This window comes from Paraburkholderia sp. BGA-UO-ETr-F12 (genome assembly GCF_059567945.1).
In genome coordinates this window covers 1-18,512 of record NZ_JCAQOZ010000029.1, presented here as the reverse complement: position 1 = coordinate 18,512, position 18,512 = coordinate 1, and the positions used below count along the sequence as shown (strand labels likewise).

The window sequence follows — 18,512 nt, the reverse complement described above, 5'->3', positions numbered from 1 at the left end:
ATTGTTCCGCGACGCGTGCAGACGCCATGCCTGTTCTGAGCGAAAAAGCCATAATGACCAGCTGGCTTGAGTCGTGGGCGTGGGCCGGCGTTCGTGGCCGATCGTCCGAGGAAGAAACAAGCGCGAGACAGGGCATCGTCAAGCCGGGCATCAGATTGGCCCGAGAAGGGTGGCGCGGTGGCTTTCCCACCCCGCAAGCCAGCTGGGCATGTCTGCGGGCATCATCGGCCGGCCGATAAAATAACCCTGCGCTACATCGCAGCCGCAGTCGCGAAGCAGATTCCAGTCGTTCAGGCCTTCGACCCCTTCCGCGACCGTTTTCATTCCCAATCGTCGCGCCATCTGCACGCTTGCTTCGACGATCGCTTTTGCTGACGCGTCATGGGACGCACCCCGGACGAAACTGCCGTCTATTTTGAGCTCGTCAAAGGGAAGATCGCGCAGTTGAGCCAGAGACGAATGTCCGGTCCCGAAGTCGTCGATCGCGAGACCTACGCGCCTTAGGCGCAGGCGCGTCAATACGTCAAGAGGTGCGACGGAATCGCTCATCAGGCGGCTTTCGGTCACTTCGAGGACCAGACTCGACAACGAGACGCCCGCCCGCATGGCGGCGGCCTCCACGGAATCCGGGAAATCGAGAGCGTTCAGGTTGCTCATTGAAACATTGACCGCAACCTGAAGATTGATGCCCGCATCCAGCCACAAACGCGTCTGTTGCAACGCAGCGGACAGAACGACACGCGTAAGGTCGTCGACCAGACCGTGTTGCTCGGCGGTCCCGATGAACTGATCGGGAAGGATCAGGCCGTCCTTCGGGTGCTGCCACCGAACCAGCGCTTCGACCCCAACGAAGGCTCCTGTCGAAGTCGACACCTTTGGCTGGTAATAGTTGAGGAGCTGCCCGTTGCTGATTGCCCCGGCGAGCTCGTCTCTTCCGTATATCTTGCGAGGTAGAGGGACCGGCCGCGCGGGCCCGGCGACTCCGTCATCGAGCCTTTCCCTCAATTGTTCGGAGGAGGCGGGCTTATGCAGAGCGCCAAGCACATGCAGGCCCTGCACCCTCGCGAGCCGGGCAGCTCCGTCAAGCACCCTCTGATCTTCGCCGCTCACGATAACCAGCCGACCGGCGTAGCCCGTGTTGACTATCTGACGAACGAATTCCACGCCGTCCATTTCGGGCATCTGGAGATCACTAAAAATTATGTCGACAGACGCCGCATCGGTTTCGAGCAGGGCCAGCGCATCCCGGGCGCGTTCGAATGAGGCGATTTCACCCAGGCCGAGGCGCTCAAGCTGGCGTACCAGCAGTTTCAGTACAAACGGCTCGTCGTCGACGACCAGCGCCTTCATTTGTCTTTGAGTAATATCCATCGTCGTTTCCCGGTAGAGGAGGGCATCGCCCATGCTGGGACGGCCCTGAGTCGCATCACTGTTTTTTGGAGGCGTCCAGAAACCTGCCGACTTTCGCAAGCAGCGCGGTTCTCTCGAACGGCTTGACCACAAAGTCTGAAGCACCGGCGTTCAGGCTCTCGACGACGATAGCCTTCTCGCTGTGGCCGGTAACCATGATGACCGGGATGTCCGACAGATGCCTGAGCGCCTTGACGCGACGCGTCACATCGACGCCGGTTACGTCGGGCAGATCGACGTCCATCAGAATCAGGTCGGGGCGATGCCGGCGCAACAGTGCAAGCGCCTCGGCGCCGGAGGCCGCGAAAAGGAGATCGACGTCTGCCGGCAGGAGCAGTTTTCTGAGAAGAGTGTGCTGGAACTCGTCGTCGTCGACCACGAGGACCATCGGCCGGATCTGCGCGGCTAACGACTGCAAGGCGCGGACTGACTCCAGTTCGGGGGCTAGGCCCATCGTGAGGTTGCCGGCCCACTGCCGCATGGTGTCCACAGCCGAGGCAATAGTCTGGAAGTGCTTTTCAATTTCGTCGATCTTCAGGCGCTCGATCTCCTGGCGAAGAACTTCTGGATCCGGGGCTGCCGCTGCGTCGGGAGACGCGCCGGATGGCAGCTTTGCCGAGAAGGCGTCCAGCGCACGATTAATTGCCTGCTGAGCCTGAACGAGTGAGGCTCCGGCGGCTCCGGCTCGCTGCTCGCTCACCGCTGCGTAACCGCTCAAATTCTTTTCCAGCTCGCCTAGCGCGCGCGCCTGCACAGCCATCTGGCTGCTGGTCACAGCATTGAGCCCTGTACCCTGTCGCTGCCGTAACGCGTGGTGGACCGCCATCCGCAGTCTGGGCGCGTCGTTTGTCACGGGCCAGAACAGCACGTAATCGTCGAAGTGCTGCTTCTTGCACAAATCGTACACCCGCCAGAGGTCGTTTTTGTTGCAAAGAATCAAAGTGTGGTGCGACAGCGCATGCACTGCCGTGCTCAAACGATACAGGCCAAGATAGTATCTTTCCGCCTGTTCCAGGCTGTCGAAAGCCAGGATCAGCACCGCGGGACGATGCTTTTCGAAGTCCTGGACGGCCGATTCCGGTTTCGTCGAAATTTCGACGTTGTCGAATTCTTCGTCCAGCAGCTTTTTTACCAGTTGCGCATCGGCGAGAGCGTCGCTCGCCACGAGGATTGGCGTTGTCGCAGTCATCTATGTTCCCGTCGGTCGGTGTTGGCCGGGCACCGTACACGGCCCGCATGATCATAAAGGCTCCGCCTGGCAACGGAAGCTGGCGATGGTGGAGTCACGTGGTCTGTTTTTGAAAAATCAGTATTCATTGCCCGTTCAGAAAGGTCTCGATCTCGCCTTCAATTCCGGGCAACGCTTGCTCGAAGCGCGCCATCCAGTGCGTTATGCCCGCTCTGTCTTCAGCGCGGCCCGCGTTTTCGAGCTCGTTACACAGGTCGCCGAAAGCAAGCGCGCCGACTGAACGCGACGAGGATTTGAGCTTGTGCGCGATCGCGCCAACATGCCTGGCCTCACCATTTACGGAATGCGAGCGCAATTCCCGGGACAGACGACGCACCGAGGCCAGGTAGTCCGATAGCAATTCGCACATGACCGCGCTATCGTCGCCGATCAACGCGGTGAGTACGGAAAGGTCGACCGCGGACCCGGGTGCGATGTCCGGTGCCTTTTCCGCCGCCTGCGGAAACGCCTCGGCCGCCTGAGGCTGGTCCAGCCATTTGTCAAGCGCCGCCTTCAGCGCATCCAGTCGGAGGGGCTTGGTTAGATACCCATCCATTCCCGCCGCTTTCGCCCGGTTGGCTTCGCCCTGCAACGCGTTCGCTGTAAGCGCAACGATCGGCATGCGGGGCCGTCCTTTCTCCGCGCTGCGGATTGATGTGGACAACTCGTAGCCGTCCATCTCCGGCATGTGCAAATCGGTCAGCAATAGGGTGTAGTGGTTGTCATGCCACAGGCGCAGCGCCTCCTTGCCGTCGGCCGCGATTTCTGCTGCGTAGCCGAGCAGACCCAGTTGCCGCAGGATGACTTTCTGATTGATCTCGTCGTCCTCTGCAACGAGAATGAGGCGACCCCGAACGCGGGCTTCGGCGATCGCAGGCGGCGTCGCGTGAGCGTTTACGCCGATTTCCGACGGCTCTTCGCGCCAGCTTCGCGGCGATGCGCGGCCCGCCGCGACGGCGACGCCATGCAGCAGCGTCTGCCGGCGCAGGCCGTCGCCACCGAGCACGACGCGATCCGCAGATTCGATGCGAGCCGTGCCGTGCTGTCCCGACAGGATTACCAGTTCCCGTACCGCGCCGTTTTGATGGCCCGGGCTCAATCGGGTTATAAACTCAAGCGGGCGACTACCATCGTGGATAACGACGGTTGTAGCGGCGCAGGCCAAGCTTGCGCCCGACGCTGGCGCGTCTGCAGACGCGACGCGCACACCAGCGCCTGCGTGTTCGAGGTACAACCGCAGGTACTCCGCCTTGAAAGTCGAAGCGTCGATCACGATGCATTCAATCCCGGTGAGATCATGAGACGAGGCTACCGGGTCTGGCGATGCCGCCACGAACGGAATTTCAACCGTGAAGGTTGAGCCACGGCCCGGTTCGCTTGAAACGGAAATATCGCCTTGCATCAAGGCGACCAACCGGCGGCAGATCGTCAGACCAAGGCCCGTCCCGCCAAAGCGGCGGGTTGTCGAGATTTCGGCCTGATTGAAAGGAACGAACAGGCTTGCGATTGTCCCGGCTGTCATCCCAATGCCGTTGTCGACTACTTTAAACGCAACCTTCAACGGCTCGGTCATGGCTAGCTCGACACTCACACATACCCGGCCCGTCTGATCCGGCCGCCCCCCCGAAAACTTGATCGCGTTGCCAACCAGGTTATAGAGCAATTGCCGCAAGCGGGTGTCGTCGGATAGCACGCGTTGGGGAATGGAGGGCGAGATGAAGGTATTCAGTTGCACTTTTTTCCGTGTGGCTACCGCAACCAACGAACTGCACAATCCTTCAACCATCTCGGCCAGTGCAACCGGTTCTTGCTCAAGTTCCAATTTGCCCGCCTCGATTTTGGAAAAATCGAGGATGTCGTCGATGATCGACAACAATGCACCCGCCGATTCGCGGATGGTGCGCGTCATGTCCAGCTGGTCTCCCGATAACGAGGTGCGCGCAAGGACCTCTACCATGCCAATGACTCCATTCATCGGCGTGCGGATTTCATGGCTCATGGTGGCAAGGAAGGCGCTTTTCGCGCGAGAGGCGGCTTCTGCCTCTGTCTTCGCATGCTCCAGCAGCTCAGTTGCCGCAAGAGCTTCGGTCACGTCGCGCGCCGCGGCATACATCAACCCCTCCGACGTCGTTACAGCTTTCCAGGCGAGCCACCGCGACGAACCGTCCTTGCACAGGTAGCGATTTGCAAAGTTCTCAGTGGCCGTGCCAGTTGCCAGTCTGGAAATTTCGGTCAGGGTCGCAACCCGGTCAGCAGGATGGACAAAGTTCAGGAAAGGCCGGGAAAGTAATTCCTCTTCGCTCCACCCCAATGTGTTGCGGAACGCGGGGTTGACGTTCCTGAAGTAGCCATCTGCGGATCCGATGCACAGAAGATCGAGCGAAAGATCAAAAAAACGGTCTCGCTCAGCTTCTGCTTTCCTTCGAGCAGTGACATCCTGCAGCAGGACGAGGGAGGCAGGATGGCCATCGTCTTCATACGGCACGGCTGATGCTTCGCCCTGGAAAGACGAGCCGTCCACCCTGAGCCACGTCTGTTCGAGTGGCGGCGTCCTCGCACCCTCTTCGCGCACCTTGCGGATACGCTCTTTAACGATTTCGCGACTCTTCTCGTGAATGAAGGCTAGTGCGGCTCGGCCAAGCAGCTCGTTTTCGGATTTTGCGCCAAGCATCCGAACGCCTGCGGAATTGACAAAAGAAAGGCGATCCTCGCGGTACACGAGGACCGCGTTCGGTGAGAGTTCGACCAGAAGACGGTAGCGTTCTCTGGCCGATCGGGCGTCGTTCACCGACGCATGGAGCTGTCGGAACAGTTGCGCTTTCATGTAGTCCACGAAACAGAGGAGTGCCGTTAGCAGGAGACCTGCGATCATCAGTAGATTACGGCGTGACGTGAACGCGGCCAGGTAGTCGGCTTGCGAGAAACCGACGGCCACCGCCAGCGGATAATCTCGCAACAGGCGATAGCTGACTGTTCGCTTTATACCGTCGATCGGCATGACAGCCTCGAACCCGCCGACAGATTTTTGCTTTAGCGCGTTACGGAAAGGACTGTCGGCAGCTAGTGTCGCCCCTGGGATGTCTTTGTTCCCTGACCGCCTCGCGCGGATAACGAAATCCTGTGTACCGAAAACGAGCACCAGCGCCTGGTTGCCGATGCGGAGCTGGTCGAAGAGGTCGGTGAGCGCGGCCGGGTCCATGGAAACGACGACGACGCCCATGAATTTTCCATCGTTTCCGGTGATTCGCCGGGACAGCTGGATGGAAGTTTTCGCGCTGGCCCGTCCGACTAGTGGCGTCGCCACGAAGAGCGTGTTGGATGCGTCCGTGAGATGGACCTTGAAATGTTGCCGATCCGATAGATCGATTTCCTTGAACCCTTCTACTGTCGAGGAGCGCAGCATGCCTGTCCTATCGATCACGGCAACCTGAAGATATCCGTCGAGCTTCAGGACTCCCGCCTGCACATACTGACCCAGCGGAAGCCGCACGCCCTTGTTTTGCACTTCCCAGGCCACGAAAGAAGCGATCTGGTCTGCTTCGCGCAGAATGCGCTCGGAGTGGGCCGCCAGGGCGTCGGCCAGCGCGGCGCTCTGATCGCGCGCCGCAGCCATTTCGGTCTTGCTGTCCCACACGATGGCGCAGCCCAGCGCAGTCCAAAGGGCGAGCACAAGCACGAGACCATGAATCGACAGAATTGGCAGGGGTTTTGCCCGCTGTTCCGGCGTGAGAGAAAGTGACTGGCGTAAAGTGAAAAACATTACTGTAAGCTCTCGGTTTGCGCTGAAGCGACGATTGTTATCCCCGCCGCTCGTGATCTTTGACACATGCCGGTTGGATGGGCTCTTCGAATGCAGGCATATCGCAGTCCTGAACCATTGCGTCGGTTGAGAATCAGGCGGGAAGATTGAGCAAATGAAACCGACGCGATGCTCTTCTCTTTATTACGGCAATAAAACCGCAAACGTTAGCCAGCAATGATGACGCGTTGCGTCGGCGCGATGAAATCGGGCCGCCGACAGACGGTATCTTTTTGCCATCAGGATATGTACGACGGCCCGCTGGCGCCGAGACGCCTGACTGCGCCCCGCAAGACGGAAGCGCCGCCGGGAACTTCCGCCGCGCAGCGTGCAACGCTGACGGGTTCTGTGGCGCTGCGGTGCTACGACAGCGTCGTTGCGAGCGGACGGAATTTATTTTCCGGATGCGCTAAAGTGCGCCAACGATCCTCCGTTAACTGAAGGTACCGGTGGCGCAACCGGGCGCGCATGATGGAAGAGGACAGCCGAAGCCCGCGAGCGGGCTGTAACAGAACCTTGGGGTCTTTGATGCGGAATACGCGGCCTGCGAGAGCAAGGGCAGTTCTCATGCGACGACCGGCTCTGATCGGCCCTGATATCTGCCTGGTATGCGCGACGTTCGTAATCTGCGCGGTGTTTCTGGTGCAGTCCCGGCGCGATGCCGCCGATCGTGCGCTCGACGCGTCCCAAAACGTTGCGCTGCTCATTGCGCGCGAAACTTTCCACCATCTGGAAACATACGACTTTGTCCTGAAAAGCCTCATCGAGGCCCTGCAATACCCAGAGGTCAGAAAGCTTGCGCCGCAGATTCAGCAGACTCTGCTGCTCGGCCGGACTGCCATGGCGGCGGGAATCGGTTCGTTCCTCGTGCTCGATCGGGAGGGCAATGTCGTGCTCGATTGAATGGGAACGCCTCCCCGGCACGGTAAATTCGCTGACAGGGACTATTTCCTGGTCCATCTGCGCTCGACGAGCGTGGGCCTTTATATCAGCCATCCATACCGCTCGCAACTCTCGAACGGAGCCTACACTACTTAGCCGCAGGCTGACGGATCAGCACGGCGGTTTTGACGGTGTCGTCGTCGGGACCCTGCCGCTGGATTACTCCTGGTGCCTGCTCAGCGGAATGAGTCTTCGTTCCGGCGATACGATGGCCCTGATGCTGGCCGACGGCACGATGCTCACGCGGTACCCCTACGACTAAGAAATCATCGGCAGAAGCCTGACCGGTACCACCAACTATACCCGCTTCGCGCAGTCGCCGGCCGGACAATTCCGGGGGACCGCCGCGATCGATGGCATCGAGCGCAGGTACAGTTTCAGGCATATCGGCCAATTTCCTTTGATTCTTGACATCGCTCCGGCTATGGAAAACATCGATGCTGACAGGCGACAACGCGCATGGGTCATCGGCTCGACGATGAGTGCACTCGCGTTGATGTTCCTTGGGGCTGACATTAATGTTCTCTCACCAGTTGAAGCGCCGGCTCGCTGCGGAACAGGAACTTGGCGCATTGGCCAGAACGGACGGTCTGACCGGGATCGCTAACCGGCGCGGATTTGACGAGTTGCGCAACCCGAATGGCGGTGGGCAAAACAGCTCGGCCAGCCATTGTCCGTTCTGTTAATCGATATCGACCATTTCAAGGAATTCAACGATCTGTAGGGCCACGCTGCGGGCGACGAAGCGCTGGCGGTCGTTGCGCGCTGCATTAAGTCGACGATCCGGTCGCCAGGCGATAGCGCTGCGCGCTACGGTGGTGAGGAGTTTGTGGTCCTCTTGCCCGACACCGACGGGAAAAGCGCAGCTCTGATCGTGGAAGACATCCGTGGGGCGGTGCTGGAACTCGCCGTTCCGCAGATGTCAGCTCCGCTCGGCGTGCTGACCATCAGCATTGGCGTTGCCGCTTCGGGCGCGCCCGATCGTGGCGATTTCAGGGATCTTTTCGCCGCAGTCGATGCTGCGCTATATCAGGCCAAAGGTGGCGAGCGAAACCAGGTCGTATGCTTCGACGAGGTCGACACCACCTCATTCCTATTGTCCTTTGGGTGCGAACCAGGCCGTGAACTGCTGGCGATGGATAAACAGTGACGAGCGCCTGAGGACTGGTAATCGAAGCCTTTTCAAGGTCAGCGTTACCTCCAGGCGCCTGACTGCTTTGACAACGCGCCGATTGAATCGTTTTGGGGTACGCTGAAAAGCGAGCTGGTCTATCATCGACGCTTCGCCACACGCGAAGAGGCTAGGCGAGCCATCAGCGAATACATCGAGGCGTTCTATAACCGGCAACGCACGCGGGCTCGTCTTGATTACCTGTCACCTGTAGCATTCACGCAGCGATATTATCTGAATCAGGTCGCTGCTTAACCCGTTGGCGTCCACGCGTTCTGACCGACCTCAAGCGCTCCGTCTCACAATCCAGCAGACGTCGAGGGTATCTTGATCCAGGGCATGACTTTCAAAGCCGTGGGCGCCTCACTCCCCGATGCCGCGTCGAAGTAACGGAAACGACCTCATTCCCAACGAACCCGGGCACAAAAGCGATAACGCCGTCTGAATGGGATCGCAACGTCCTCATAATTCGGTCAATACTCCCGGTCCCGGAACCTGAAGCACTTGAACGGCCGCCCCAGTTGCCCGACAACGTTGCGATCAGATCCAACATTATGGGCCTCGCAATACCGAGCACGCAGTGTTGGAGCGTCGGCGTTACCGGAAGCTGCCGTTGCCTTTACATGTGTTTATGCAGCACGAGGTAATGACTAAAGAAATCTTTCTGTATGCCGTTAAAGTTCATAACGCGTATCAGAGACCGGTATTTCACGTCGAACCTTATCGATGGAACCGTCTGATGCAAACCTGAACGAACACTGGACATGCCATGACGGTCTCTGGGGTTGGCGGTCGGTACGCTGGCCCCACACTTTGTTTCATTGCGCTGCTCGCCTTTCACGCCCGCGCCTTTGCCGGTGATGGGACGATGGCCTCGTTAGCGGCACTACAACGTGTCGCTGACGAGACGGCCCCCGAACCTGGGTCGGACGCCCCGGACGACGCCGAGCGCCCGACATTGAAACCGGGCGACCTGGCCGCGCTGCCACTTGAGCAGTTGCTCGACGTTCATGTAACGACTGCTTCGCGGTTCGACCAGCCGCTGGCTGACGCGCCGTCGACCGTCTATGTATTAAGCGGCAAGGACTTCGCGCGGTTTGGCTGGCGCACGCTGGCCGACGCGTTGCGCACGTTGCCGGGCCTCTATGTCGGGTACGACCGCAACTATGCCTATCTGGGTGCACGCGGGATCCTGCGGCCCGGAAACTACGATACGCGTTTCCTGCTGCTGATCGACGGTTACCGGACCAACGATGCAGTGTACGGCGAGGCCGCGATTGGCAGCGAGTTTCTGCTTGATATCGATACGATTGCTCGGATCGAATATATGCCGGGGGCTGGGTCATCGGTCTATGGCTCAAACGCATTCCTTGGCGTGATCAACGTGATCACCAAAAGCGGGCGCGATGCGTCGGGCGCGCGTGCGACCGTTGAGACGGGCTCTTTCGGTGAAAAGCGCGCAAGTGCAACCTATGGCTGGAAGGGGGACCAGGGCGCGCAACTGTTTGTAGCGGCAAGCGCGCTCGACAGTCCCGGACAAAATCTCCATTTCCCCGAGTTCGACACACCAGACCAGAATGACGGCGTTGCCGACGGACTGGACTTTGATCACGCGCAGAAGTTCTTCGGCAAATTCTCCTACGAAGACTTCACGGTCTCACTCGCGCATTCGAATCGCACCAAGGGCATTCCCACTGCGTCATTCGCCCAGGTGTTCAGCGACCCTCGCTCGCAGACTACCGACGCGCAGAGTTACGCGACCCTTGGCTTCGACCACTGGATCACCGGCGCCACCAAAATCGGCGGCCATGTATTCTGGGGGCGTTATGATTACTCGGGGTCCTATGTGTACGACTATCCGCCTGTCGTCGTCAATCGCGATGGTAGCTACGCCGAGTGGTACGGCGTCGATACGCAGATTGTGACGCAGGCGATTGCCGGTCACAAGATGGTGATCGGTGCGGACTTCACACGTGATGCGCACCGTGACCAGTGGAACTACGACATTGAGCCGTTCGTCCCGTATCTCAACGATCACCGGACCGGCAATCGTACCGGGCTCTATGGTGAAGACGAATTCTCGATTACGCCGAGGTGGCTGCTCAACGTAGGCCTGCGGTATGACTTCGTGACGCCGTCAGGCGGGGCGCTCAGCCCGCGAACTACGCTGATCTGGAAGGCAACGGACGCCGCGACCGCGAAACTTTCATTTGGGTCCGCCTTTCGTGCGCCGAATGCTTACGAACTTTACTACCAGGAGGCCGGCCCCGGCGGCCAGGAAGCTAATCCCCGGCTGAAATCCGAAAAAATTCATACGCTGCAGTTCGCACTTGAGCAGCGGCTGTCGAACGATGCGCGTGCGACGGTAACAGTATTCCGGTCGAATATTGACAACCTGATTACCCAGACTGTTGATCCGGCCTCTCAACTGCTCGTATTCCAAAACCTCGACCGCGTGGAGTCGCGCGGAGTCGAGCTGGCTTACGAGCAGGCATTCGCGAGCGGCGCGACGTTGCGAGCAAGTTACTCGTGGCAGCTCGCGCGCGACAGGGACACGGGGTTGACGCTTCAGGACTCCCCGCGCCATCTGGTGAAGCTCAACTGGTTTCAACCCCTGATTCACGATGCGGTGCGGGTTGGTACCGAGGCGCTATGCACCAGTTCGCGGAAAGCCTCGGGCGGATCCGTCGGAGGCTTCTGCATTGCGAACCTGACGGTCGCGCTTCCGCGCGTCGCCCCGCACACCGCACTGTCGGGGAGTGCGTACAACATTTTCAACAAGCGCTATGCGGATCCGGCTGGTCCCGAATTTGTGCAGAACGCGCTGCAGCAGGACGGTCGCGCGTTCCTGTTGAGGTTGACGGTTCAATACTGATGGCCGTGCGTCAGGTCTGCGCAGGCGTTCGCCGGGCATTGCAATGCCTGGTCGTCGCGTCCTTTCTGGGCGGGACGTTGCATGCGCAACTGCTACCTGCGCAGGCGCGCCCGGAGGATCTGAAGGCCGCGTTCATCTACAACTTCATCCTTTTTACAACGTGGCCGCCCGACAGTCCTGCGGCGTCCGGCAGTGTACGCGTATGTTTCGACGCGGGCAGTCCGATTCGTGGTCCGTTTCTCGCGGTCAAAAGCAGACTCGACCACCAGAATCGCGCTCACGTGCGCGGGCTCGATGCTGCTGCGACAACAGCCGGGTGCGATGTGCTGGTTATCGACGCGACTGACCCTGGACGTCGGCGCCTACAGCTGATGTCGGTTAGCGACGCGCCAGTGCTGGTGGTCGCCGATGGCGACGACCACCTGGCTGAGGGTGCGGAGATCACGCTCGCGCTGGACAACGACACGATGCGCTTCGATGTCGACGCGGATGCGATCAGACGCGCGCGGCTGTCCCTCAGTTCGCAGTTATTGCATCTTGCCAGACGTTACAAGTGAGGCAGTCATGGACAATCAACCGGAATCGAACGGGCTACTTCCTGAACCGCGCAGCAGTGATCGGCGCTCACGCTACGCCACCCGGGCCACCTATACTGTCGCAGGCGTAGTTCTTGGATTCTTCGCGGTAGCCCTGATTGCGGCACAGGCGATATTCCTTCTGGGCGGCCTCGTCAGCAGCGTCGAGGTACAGGCAAGAATTATTGCCGCCAATTCGTCGGCCGCGCTCGCATTCGGGGACATCAATGAAGCCAACCATGTTCTGGACGCATTGGCGTCGTCGCCATCGCTAACCGCAGCAGGGCTTTACGATCTGAGGGGGCGACGCGTCGGCGCCTACGAGGGCGCCGGCCGGCGCGGGTTGCGCACGATCCCGCCTGTCGGGATCGCCCCCGGAATCACAAGCAGCAGTTATCGCGTTGACATGTCGGGTATCGAGGTGATCCAGCCGGTTGAATACAGGGGGGCCGTTCTAGGCACCGTGGTGATCCTGGCAACACTCGGCTCGGTATTTAACGGCATCGCGACGTACGCGGTTACGACGTTACTGGTCGCGCTGGCGGCTTTGTCCCTGGCGATCCCCCTGCTGAGGAAAACTGCCGCTCGCGCTGCAGAGGCCGAATCGCGCCTCGATTACCTGGCGCATACCGATCCCGTAACCGGGTTGCCCAACCGCCACGCGTTTAACGAGCGCTTCGCTCTCGCGCTGGGCGGCAGACTGGCCCGACATCGCCCAATCGGCCTTGCGCTGCTCGATATCGACGACTTCAAGCGGATCAACGATACTTTCGGACATGGCGTTGGCGATGAACTCCTCGCGCAGGTCGCAGGCCGCCTGTTGCACGTGGCTGAAGCGGATGACGTTGTATGCCGGCTTGGCGGCGACGAGTTCGCCATCATCCTGAGACTGAATGGCCAGCGTGATGCGCGGACGGCCTCACGGCGACTTCTGTCAGCGTTCGACGCGCCGTTCTCCGCCGGCGGCCAGGAACTCTACGCCACGCCGAGCATTGGCGTGAGCGTATGGCCAGAAGACGGTGCTTCGGCTGCAGAGCTTATGCGTCATGCTGATACTGCCATGTACCACGCCAAGAGCGAGGGCAAGAATACGGTCGCCGTGTTCGACCGGTTGATGAACCGGGGAGCACTGGCACGGCATGCTCTTGAGAGGAATTTGCGTAGCGCGCTTGAGCGGGACGAACTGTCCGTTCATTACCAGCCGCTCGTTATTCCATCGAGCGGCCTGATTACCGGATTCGAGGCGCTCGCGCGCTGGCATGATGGCGCGCGCGGCGCGGTGCCGCCACTTGAATTCATCCCCATTGCCGAGGACACCGGCCTGATCGTGCAGCTCGGTAAGGTGGTGTTACGCAAAGCGGTCCGTCAGGCCCAGACATGGCGCGAGCTCGGCTACCTGGATCTGAAAATCGCGGTCAACGTCTCCGCACGTCAGTTGCGCGATCTGTCATTCACAGACGATGTGCTCGCGCTGCTTGCTACGTGCGGGGTTCCCGCTTCAATGCTGACAATCGAGGTAACGGAGTCGCTGTTGATGGAGCCGTCTTCCCCCGCTGTGCAACAACTGGCGACGCTGCGACACGCAGGCGTACACGTTGCCATCGACGACTTCGGAACCGGCTATTCCTCGCTGTCTTATCTAAAAAATCTTCCGGTCGACTATCTGAAGATCGACCGGAGCTTCATGCAGGGGATACCCGGTAATGGCGAACCGCTTGCGTCCGCGATTGTCGCCATGGGCCATACGCTGTGCCTGCGGGTCGTGGCTGAAGGAATCGAGACCGCCGGCCAGGCGGCGTTCCTGATGCGCACGGGATGCGACCTGGCGCAAGGCTTCTGGTTCAGTCGTCCTCTAGATGCTGAACAGGCCACCGGGTTGCTGACATCCGCTGGTGCAATCGCGGAGGGACCGGAGAATGTGCACCGGCACGCGCCCGTATCTACACGGTAGGCGCCCGCGCAGGCAGGCCTGCGGCAGCTTTCATTTGCCAAAAAAATACCGGATCCAGTCGTCCCGCGCAGCGATCTGATCCGTCAAGCCAGCAGGCGGCAGGGAGATGTCCGTCGCTTCCCGGCGGCTCTAAAGTCCCCGTAACATTTGACGATATACACGCAAAGCGTCGAGTCGGCGCCTTCATCAGCGTCCGGGCGATATCGATGGCTGTTAGCACGCCGGCAACTTTGACCTGCCAGCATGTGTTTTATCTGGCATCGTTTGTGGGATTGATATGAAAGAATTCAGGACAGGCAGGGTGGTCATTGCGGCCGCCCTTGTCTCGCCCATACTTGCGCACGCTGCACTTGGAGGTGGCGTTTCATCGGTGCAGATGGACCAGGCGAGGATGATGGCGAGCCGGGGCGTGTCGTCCCGCGGGAACTATACGGTTCAGCAAATGGTGCTCGACACCGGCACGGTCGTAAGAGAATACATGTCAGTAGCCGGGACCGTCTTTGCAGTTTCCTGGCAAGGACCCTTGATGCCGGATGTTCAGGCGCTACTCGGCAACTATGCGCAAACCGCGGCAGATGGCACCGCAGCATTCAGAGCTGCACACGGCGGTACCGGACCGGTAGGCGTCGCCTCATCTGCTCTTGTGGTTCAGTCCGGAGGACATATGGGGGCTTACACCGGTCGCGCTTACGTCCCGGGCGCCGTGCCGTCTGGTGTTAACTTGAAGGACATTAAATGACGCGCAAAGACGGTATCAATCAGGTCATCCTGTTTGTAGCGGTCGTCGCAGCTTTGGTCCTCGCCGGCTGCGGCGGGGGTGGTGGGAGTAGCACAAATACTGGCACCACCAGTTCGCCGGCGCCCGCCTCTGCGCCTGCTGCAGGAGGCTCGGCGACGACATCCACATCCACGTCCACAACCCCGACGACTTCCTCGCCACCCGCCACGGTGTCTGCCGTTGAGAACGTGCAGGCGATCTCGGTCGGCGCGAACGCCTACGGTTTTGCTAACCTGCTGACGGCAAGCGTCACCGTCTGTGTGCCAGGCTCAACCGCCTGTCAGACGGTAGATAACGTCCTGGTCGACACCGGCTCCTATGGTTTGCGGCTGTTCGCGTCGGCGCTTTCCATTCCGTTGCCGCAGGTCGCCTCCGGAACGAGCGCCCTGGCCACGTGTGCCGCGTTCGGTTCCGGGACAACATGGGGCACGGTCAGGACAGCCGATATCAGGCTGGCTGGCGAAGTCGCGCCGGGCACATCGATCCAGCTCATCTCTGATCCGGCCTACCCGAGCGTGCCTACGTCATGCTCCAGCCAGGGTTTCCAGAGTCTCAACTCACCGTCAGTCCTAGGCGCGAATGGCATTCTGGGCGTTGGCCTGCAGTCTGCGGACTGTCCGGCGTGCGTAACCCACGCGTACAACGTCTACTATGCCTGTTCGACTTCTGGCTGCAGCGCCGCGAAAGCCCCCTTGAGCGCCCAGGTGACCAATCCTGTCAGCAACTTCGCTACCGATAACAACGGCGTGATCGTGCAGTTGCCAGCCGTTCCGGCCAGTGGTCTCGCCAGCACGGCGGGCTCGCTCGTCTTCGGCATCGGCACACAGAATAACAACGGATTAGGCACTGCCGCCGTCTATACCACTGACCCGACCCAGAACACGTTTTCCGCGCAGTACAAGGGAACGACATACAGCTACGCGTTCATCGATAGCGGTTCGAACGCGCTGTTTTTTGACGATACATCGATCACACAATGCTCCGGCGGATCGTTGTTTTTCTGCCCGGCCACCGCGCTTTCATTGTCGGCGGTCGTGCAAGGACTTAACGGCACCAGCGCGTCGGTGGGATTTCAGGTCGGCAATGCGGGCGCCCTGGTCGGATCTGGTGCGAGTGCGATGAACGACTACGCCGCGCAGCAGGCGAGCACGTTTGACCTCGGGCTGCCGTTCTTCTATGGACGTAACGTCTACACCGCGATCGTGGGAAAGGCGACGCCGGCCGGACCGGGTCCCTATTTCGCCTTCTAACCCCCTCTGTTCGTGACCGCGAGGGCGGTGAGCTGGGCAGCAGGACGTGACCGCAGCTGCCGCGCATTTTTAGTACATCAAGGAGGAGCTTCCAATGATCAGATTGCAGAAACCCCTAGCGGCAGTCTTACCCGCGCTCGCACTACTTGCAGCTTGCGGAGGAGGCGGCGGTAGTGGCACCAGCAGCACAAGCAGTGGCAGCACCAGTTCGAGCGGAACGGTCAACATGACCATGACCGATGCCCCCGCATGCGGCTTCGATCACGTCTATGTCACTGTCGATGCCGTCCGGATCAACGCAAGTGCCCAGGCGGCCGATAGCGACGCCGGATGGAGCACCATCACGCTGGCGTCGCCGCAGAAAATCGACCTGCTGTCGTTGACGAACGGCGCGCTGCAGCAGTTGGGACAGACGACGCTGGCTGCAGGCAGTTACCAGCAGATCCGTCTGATGCTCGCGGCAAATTCGGGTACACAACTGGCGAATTCGGTTGTTCCGACCGGCGGCGTCGAAACCGCGCTTTCAACGCCAAGCGCGACGCAAAGCGGATACAAGGTGGTCGGTCAGTTCGCTATCCAGCCGTCGACGCTGGCCGACGTGGTACTCGACTTCAATGCATGCAGATCGATCGTTCAACGCGGTAACGGCACGTATAGCCTCAAGCCGGTCGTGACGGCAACGCCGACCGTGACAAGCGGGTCCATTTCGGGTGTTGTGGCGCCCACCGAGGCGGGCGCCACCGTGCTGGCAGAGCAGAACGGGGTGGTCGTTCGCGGCACCGTCGCGGACTCGAAAGGCAATTTCACGCTGACGCCACTCCCGCAGAGCAGCGCCGGCAGCAACTATGACATCGTAATTGCACAAAATGGCTTTGCGACCGGGGTCATCCAGTCGGTTCCCGTCAGCGCAAACGCGGTCACCGCCATCTCCAACTCGTCTGCACCGATTTCCCTACCCGCTTCCGCAGACCAGACTGTCAGCGGCACGGTGACACCCGCGACGGCCAATGCCACCATCCGCGCGTTGCTGACGCTGGGCGGCGGCACCTTCGAAGTCACATCCGTGAATGCCAACGGCGACTCCGGGGCGTATTCAACGACGCTTGCGTCTAGCCCGGCGTACGACGGCGTGTATAGCAGCACGCTTCCCATTGTCCTCGCTGCAGTGAGTTCCAGTGCTGGCAAGTACGCAATTGAGGCCGATCCGGAGCTTGGCTCGCCGAAATCGTCGCAGGTGGACGTAAGCGCAAGCAGCGCGGTCAACGTCAACTTTTCGTTCTGATAGTTGCGTGTCAGCCGGTACTGACGGTTATCGGCTGACGGTGCGGGGGCGGAGGGGCTTACGGAGATATTATTGGCAGGGGGGCGATATGGTGACGCGACGTCCGCCATGACGATGGTGAGATGCAGGCGCCAGTCGCCAGTCGCCAGTCGCCGCGTCGGTGCCGACGGCCACGGCCGCGTCGACGATCTCCCACTGGCAGTTTCCTGCCAACTGACCGTTTACACAAAGCTAATAACAGCCTCGCTGCCTATGCAATATTTTTGCGTTGTGCAAAACGCTGATAAAAGTCGGTTGAAATTGGACCAACCCGATGCGGTGGTTCAAGAAAAAACGTATTATAACTCTCACAGTATCTATTCCATACCGTTCTCGTACGCTTAGGCCTTTGAGGCTCGCGCCGCGTTACGCTTTGTTTCGAGCCAAAAATAGATTTACTCCCGCCGTCGTTGTGCCTCGCATGCCAAAATATCAAGGTGGATGCCATGAACACCTTCTGGAAGGCTTCCATCTGCGCCTTATTCGTACCAGTCGCGCTCTCAGGTTGCGAGTGGAGGCGGCAGCGGCACGCAAACCGGGACGCTGCACATCGTCGCCATCACCAACAGTTCCCCTTTCAAGTCGACGAAGTTTGCTGACCGAAGGTTTTAGCGCACCCTTCTTCAAGGGGTGACCCAATGGCTGTCGACACGGTGACGTTTTCTGCGTCGTTTATGCTAACGGATGACAGCCGGACCTCAGAATGTCACGGTCCAGACCAACGGCTGAGCGGCGGGAGTGGCGACCCGCGGCGCGGGGACCGGCTGCTCAGGATCGCGAGATGCGAGCGTGACACTGTAGGGCGCGCCATGCAGACACAACACGTCAGCACCCGTGGTCAATGCTGAATCTGGGGCGGACTGGATCACACAAGTTTCCTGGACTACCAGACTGACACGGATGACAGCAGTTTCCAGGGGCGTGCCATGGGAAGCTGATACGAACATCAGGAACACCAGCATGCCGAACGGTTTCAAGTGACGAGACATAAAAAAGGCCTCTTTCGCGAGGTTTTCAGGGGCGCGACGAACGGAATGGGCTGCCGCTCTACATTTGAGCCTTGGTGCAGTCCGCTGTGTTGCAGGCCCCGAGGAGGTGTCAGGAATTTCGTGTGCTGAGGTCGGTTAAAAATCTCAGCTGATGGCGGCGGTGAATCGCTCGCCGAACAGGATGGCGAACTGATTGACTGCTTGCCGCCAGGTTATAGGTGGC

General features: G+C 60.0%; 12 protein-coding genes and 2 pseudogenes. 9 read left to right on the top strand and 5 right to left on the bottom strand.

What is annotated here, in order from left to right:
- Window positions 1–150: 150 nt before the first annotated feature.
- The 3 genes from AC57B6_RS12780 to AC57B6_RS12770 all read right to left on the bottom strand — a co-directional run bounded on the left by AC57B6_RS12780 (window position 151) and on the right by AC57B6_RS12770 (window position 6,398).
- Complete coding sequence (locus AC57B6_RS12780) at window positions 151–1,404, bottom strand: EAL domain-containing response regulator (RefSeq protein WP_496421470.1); 1,254 nt, start codon at window positions 1,402–1,404, stop codon at window positions 151–153.
- A gap of 22 nt (window positions 1,405–1,426) precedes the next feature.
- A complete protein-coding gene (locus tag AC57B6_RS12775; RefSeq protein WP_496421469.1) occupies window positions 1,427–2,599 on the bottom strand; it encodes a response regulator in 1,173 nt (390 codons plus the stop codon).
- A gap of 124 nt (window positions 2,600–2,723) precedes the next feature.
- Window positions 2,724–6,398, bottom strand: a complete 3,675-nt coding sequence (locus AC57B6_RS12770) for a PAS domain S-box protein (protein WP_496421468.1) — start codon at window positions 6,396–6,398, stop codon at window positions 2,724–2,726.
- A gap of 606 nt (window positions 6,399–7,004) precedes the next feature.
- Here AC57B6_RS12770 and AC57B6_RS12765 point away from each other — a divergent pair.
- Complete coding sequence (locus tag AC57B6_RS12765) at window positions 7,005–7,340, top strand: PDC sensor domain-containing protein (protein WP_496421467.1); 336 nt, start codon at window positions 7,005–7,007, stop codon at window positions 7,338–7,340.
- Between the two features lie 127 nt (window positions 7,341–7,467).
- Here the strand turns inward: AC57B6_RS12765 and AC57B6_RS12760 are convergent, their stop codons facing one another.
- Window positions 7,468–7,764 carry a hypothetical protein gene (locus AC57B6_RS12760; RefSeq protein WP_496421466.1) on the bottom strand — a complete coding sequence of 99 codons (297 nt, stop codon included), beginning with the start codon at window positions 7,762–7,764 and terminating at the stop codon, window positions 7,468–7,470.
- A 285-nt stretch (window positions 7,765–8,049) separates the two neighbouring features.
- On the opposite strand from AC57B6_RS12760, the pseudogene AC57B6_RS12755 reads away from it, so the two are divergent.
- The 8 genes and pseudogenes from AC57B6_RS12755 (at window position 8,050) to AC57B6_RS12720 (ending at window position 17,261) form a co-directional block, all read left to right on the top strand.
- Window positions 8,050–8,529: pseudogene (locus AC57B6_RS12755) on the top strand (GGDEF domain-containing protein).
- A 60-nt stretch (window positions 8,530–8,589) separates the two neighbouring features.
- A pseudogene (locus AC57B6_RS12750) lies at window positions 8,590–8,805 on the top strand (IS3 family transposase); the annotation flags it as partial.
- Window positions 8,806–9,319: 514 nt separating this feature from the next.
- Window positions 9,320–11,425, top strand: a complete 2,106-nt coding sequence (locus tag AC57B6_RS12745) for a TonB-dependent receptor plug domain-containing protein (protein WP_496421465.1) — start codon at window positions 9,320–9,322, stop codon at window positions 11,423–11,425.
- Entirely contained in the window at window positions 11,425–11,982 is a 558-nt protein-coding gene (locus AC57B6_RS12740) for a YfiR family protein (RefSeq protein ID WP_496421464.1), read from the top strand. The genes AC57B6_RS12745 and AC57B6_RS12740 overlap by 1 nt, the downstream gene beginning before the upstream one ends.
- Window positions 11,983–11,989: 7 nt before the next feature.
- The gene (locus tag AC57B6_RS12735) at window positions 11,990–13,951 is read left to right on the top strand and encodes a putative bifunctional diguanylate cyclase/phosphodiesterase (protein ID WP_496421463.1); all 1,962 of its coding nucleotides are present in this window, start codon (window positions 11,990–11,992) and stop codon (window positions 13,949–13,951) included.
- 277 nt (window positions 13,952–14,228) lie between these two features.
- Window positions 14,229–14,690: a DUF2844 domain-containing protein gene (locus AC57B6_RS12730; RefSeq protein WP_496421462.1), complete on the top strand. Its 462-nt coding sequence runs from the start codon at window positions 14,229–14,231 to the stop codon at window positions 14,688–14,690.
- Window positions 14,687–15,979 (top strand): DUF3443 domain-containing protein, encoded by a 1,293-nt coding sequence (locus AC57B6_RS12725; RefSeq protein ID WP_496421461.1) that lies wholly within the window; start codon window positions 14,687–14,689, stop codon window positions 15,977–15,979. The genes AC57B6_RS12730 and AC57B6_RS12725 overlap by 4 nt, the downstream gene beginning before the upstream one ends.
- A 94-nt stretch (window positions 15,980–16,073) precedes the next feature.
- Entirely contained in the window at window positions 16,074–17,261 is a 1,188-nt protein-coding gene (locus tag AC57B6_RS12720) for a DUF4382 domain-containing protein (protein ID WP_496421460.1), read from the top strand.
- Window positions 17,262–17,998: 737 nt separating this feature from the next.
- Here the strand turns inward: AC57B6_RS12720 and AC57B6_RS12715 are convergent.
- The gene (locus AC57B6_RS12715; RefSeq protein ID WP_496421459.1) at window positions 17,999–18,289 is read right to left on the bottom strand and encodes a hypothetical protein; all 291 of its coding nucleotides are present in this window, start codon (window positions 18,287–18,289) and stop codon (window positions 17,999–18,001) included.
- Window positions 18,290–18,512: the final 223 nt, after the last annotated feature.

Coding starts and splice junctions, on each gene's coding strand:
- AC57B6_RS12780 (WP_496421470.1), bottom strand. CDS start 1,404: ATGGGCGATGCCCTCCTCTACCGGGAAACGACGATGGATATTACTCAA.
- AC57B6_RS12775 (WP_496421469.1), bottom strand. CDS start 2,599: ATGACTGCGACAACGCCAATCCTCGTGGCGAGCGACGCTCTCGCCGAT.
- AC57B6_RS12770 (WP_496421468.1), bottom strand. CDS start 6,398: ATGTTTTTCACTTTACGCCAGTCACTTTCTCTCACGCCGGAACAGCGG.
- AC57B6_RS12765 (WP_496421467.1), top strand. CDS start 7,005: ATGCGACGACCGGCTCTGATCGGCCCTGATATCTGCCTGGTATGCGCG.
- AC57B6_RS12760 (WP_496421466.1), bottom strand. CDS start 7,764: ATGCCTGAAACTGTACCTGCGCTCGATGCCATCGATCGCGGCGGTCCC.
- AC57B6_RS12745 (WP_496421465.1), top strand. CDS start 9,320: ATGACGGTCTCTGGGGTTGGCGGTCGGTACGCTGGCCCCACACTTTGT.
- AC57B6_RS12740 (WP_496421464.1), top strand. CDS start 11,425: ATGGCCGTGCGTCAGGTCTGCGCAGGCGTTCGCCGGGCATTGCAATGC.
- AC57B6_RS12735 (WP_496421463.1), top strand. CDS start 11,990: ATGGACAATCAACCGGAATCGAACGGGCTACTTCCTGAACCGCGCAGC.
- AC57B6_RS12730 (WP_496421462.1), top strand. CDS start 14,229: ATGAAAGAATTCAGGACAGGCAGGGTGGTCATTGCGGCCGCCCTTGTC.
- AC57B6_RS12725 (WP_496421461.1), top strand. CDS start 14,687: ATGACGCGCAAAGACGGTATCAATCAGGTCATCCTGTTTGTAGCGGTC.
- AC57B6_RS12720 (WP_496421460.1), top strand. CDS start 16,074: ATGATCAGATTGCAGAAACCCCTAGCGGCAGTCTTACCCGCGCTCGCA.
- AC57B6_RS12715 (WP_496421459.1), bottom strand. CDS start 18,289: ATGTCTCGTCACTTGAAACCGTTCGGCATGCTGGTGTTCCTGATGTTC.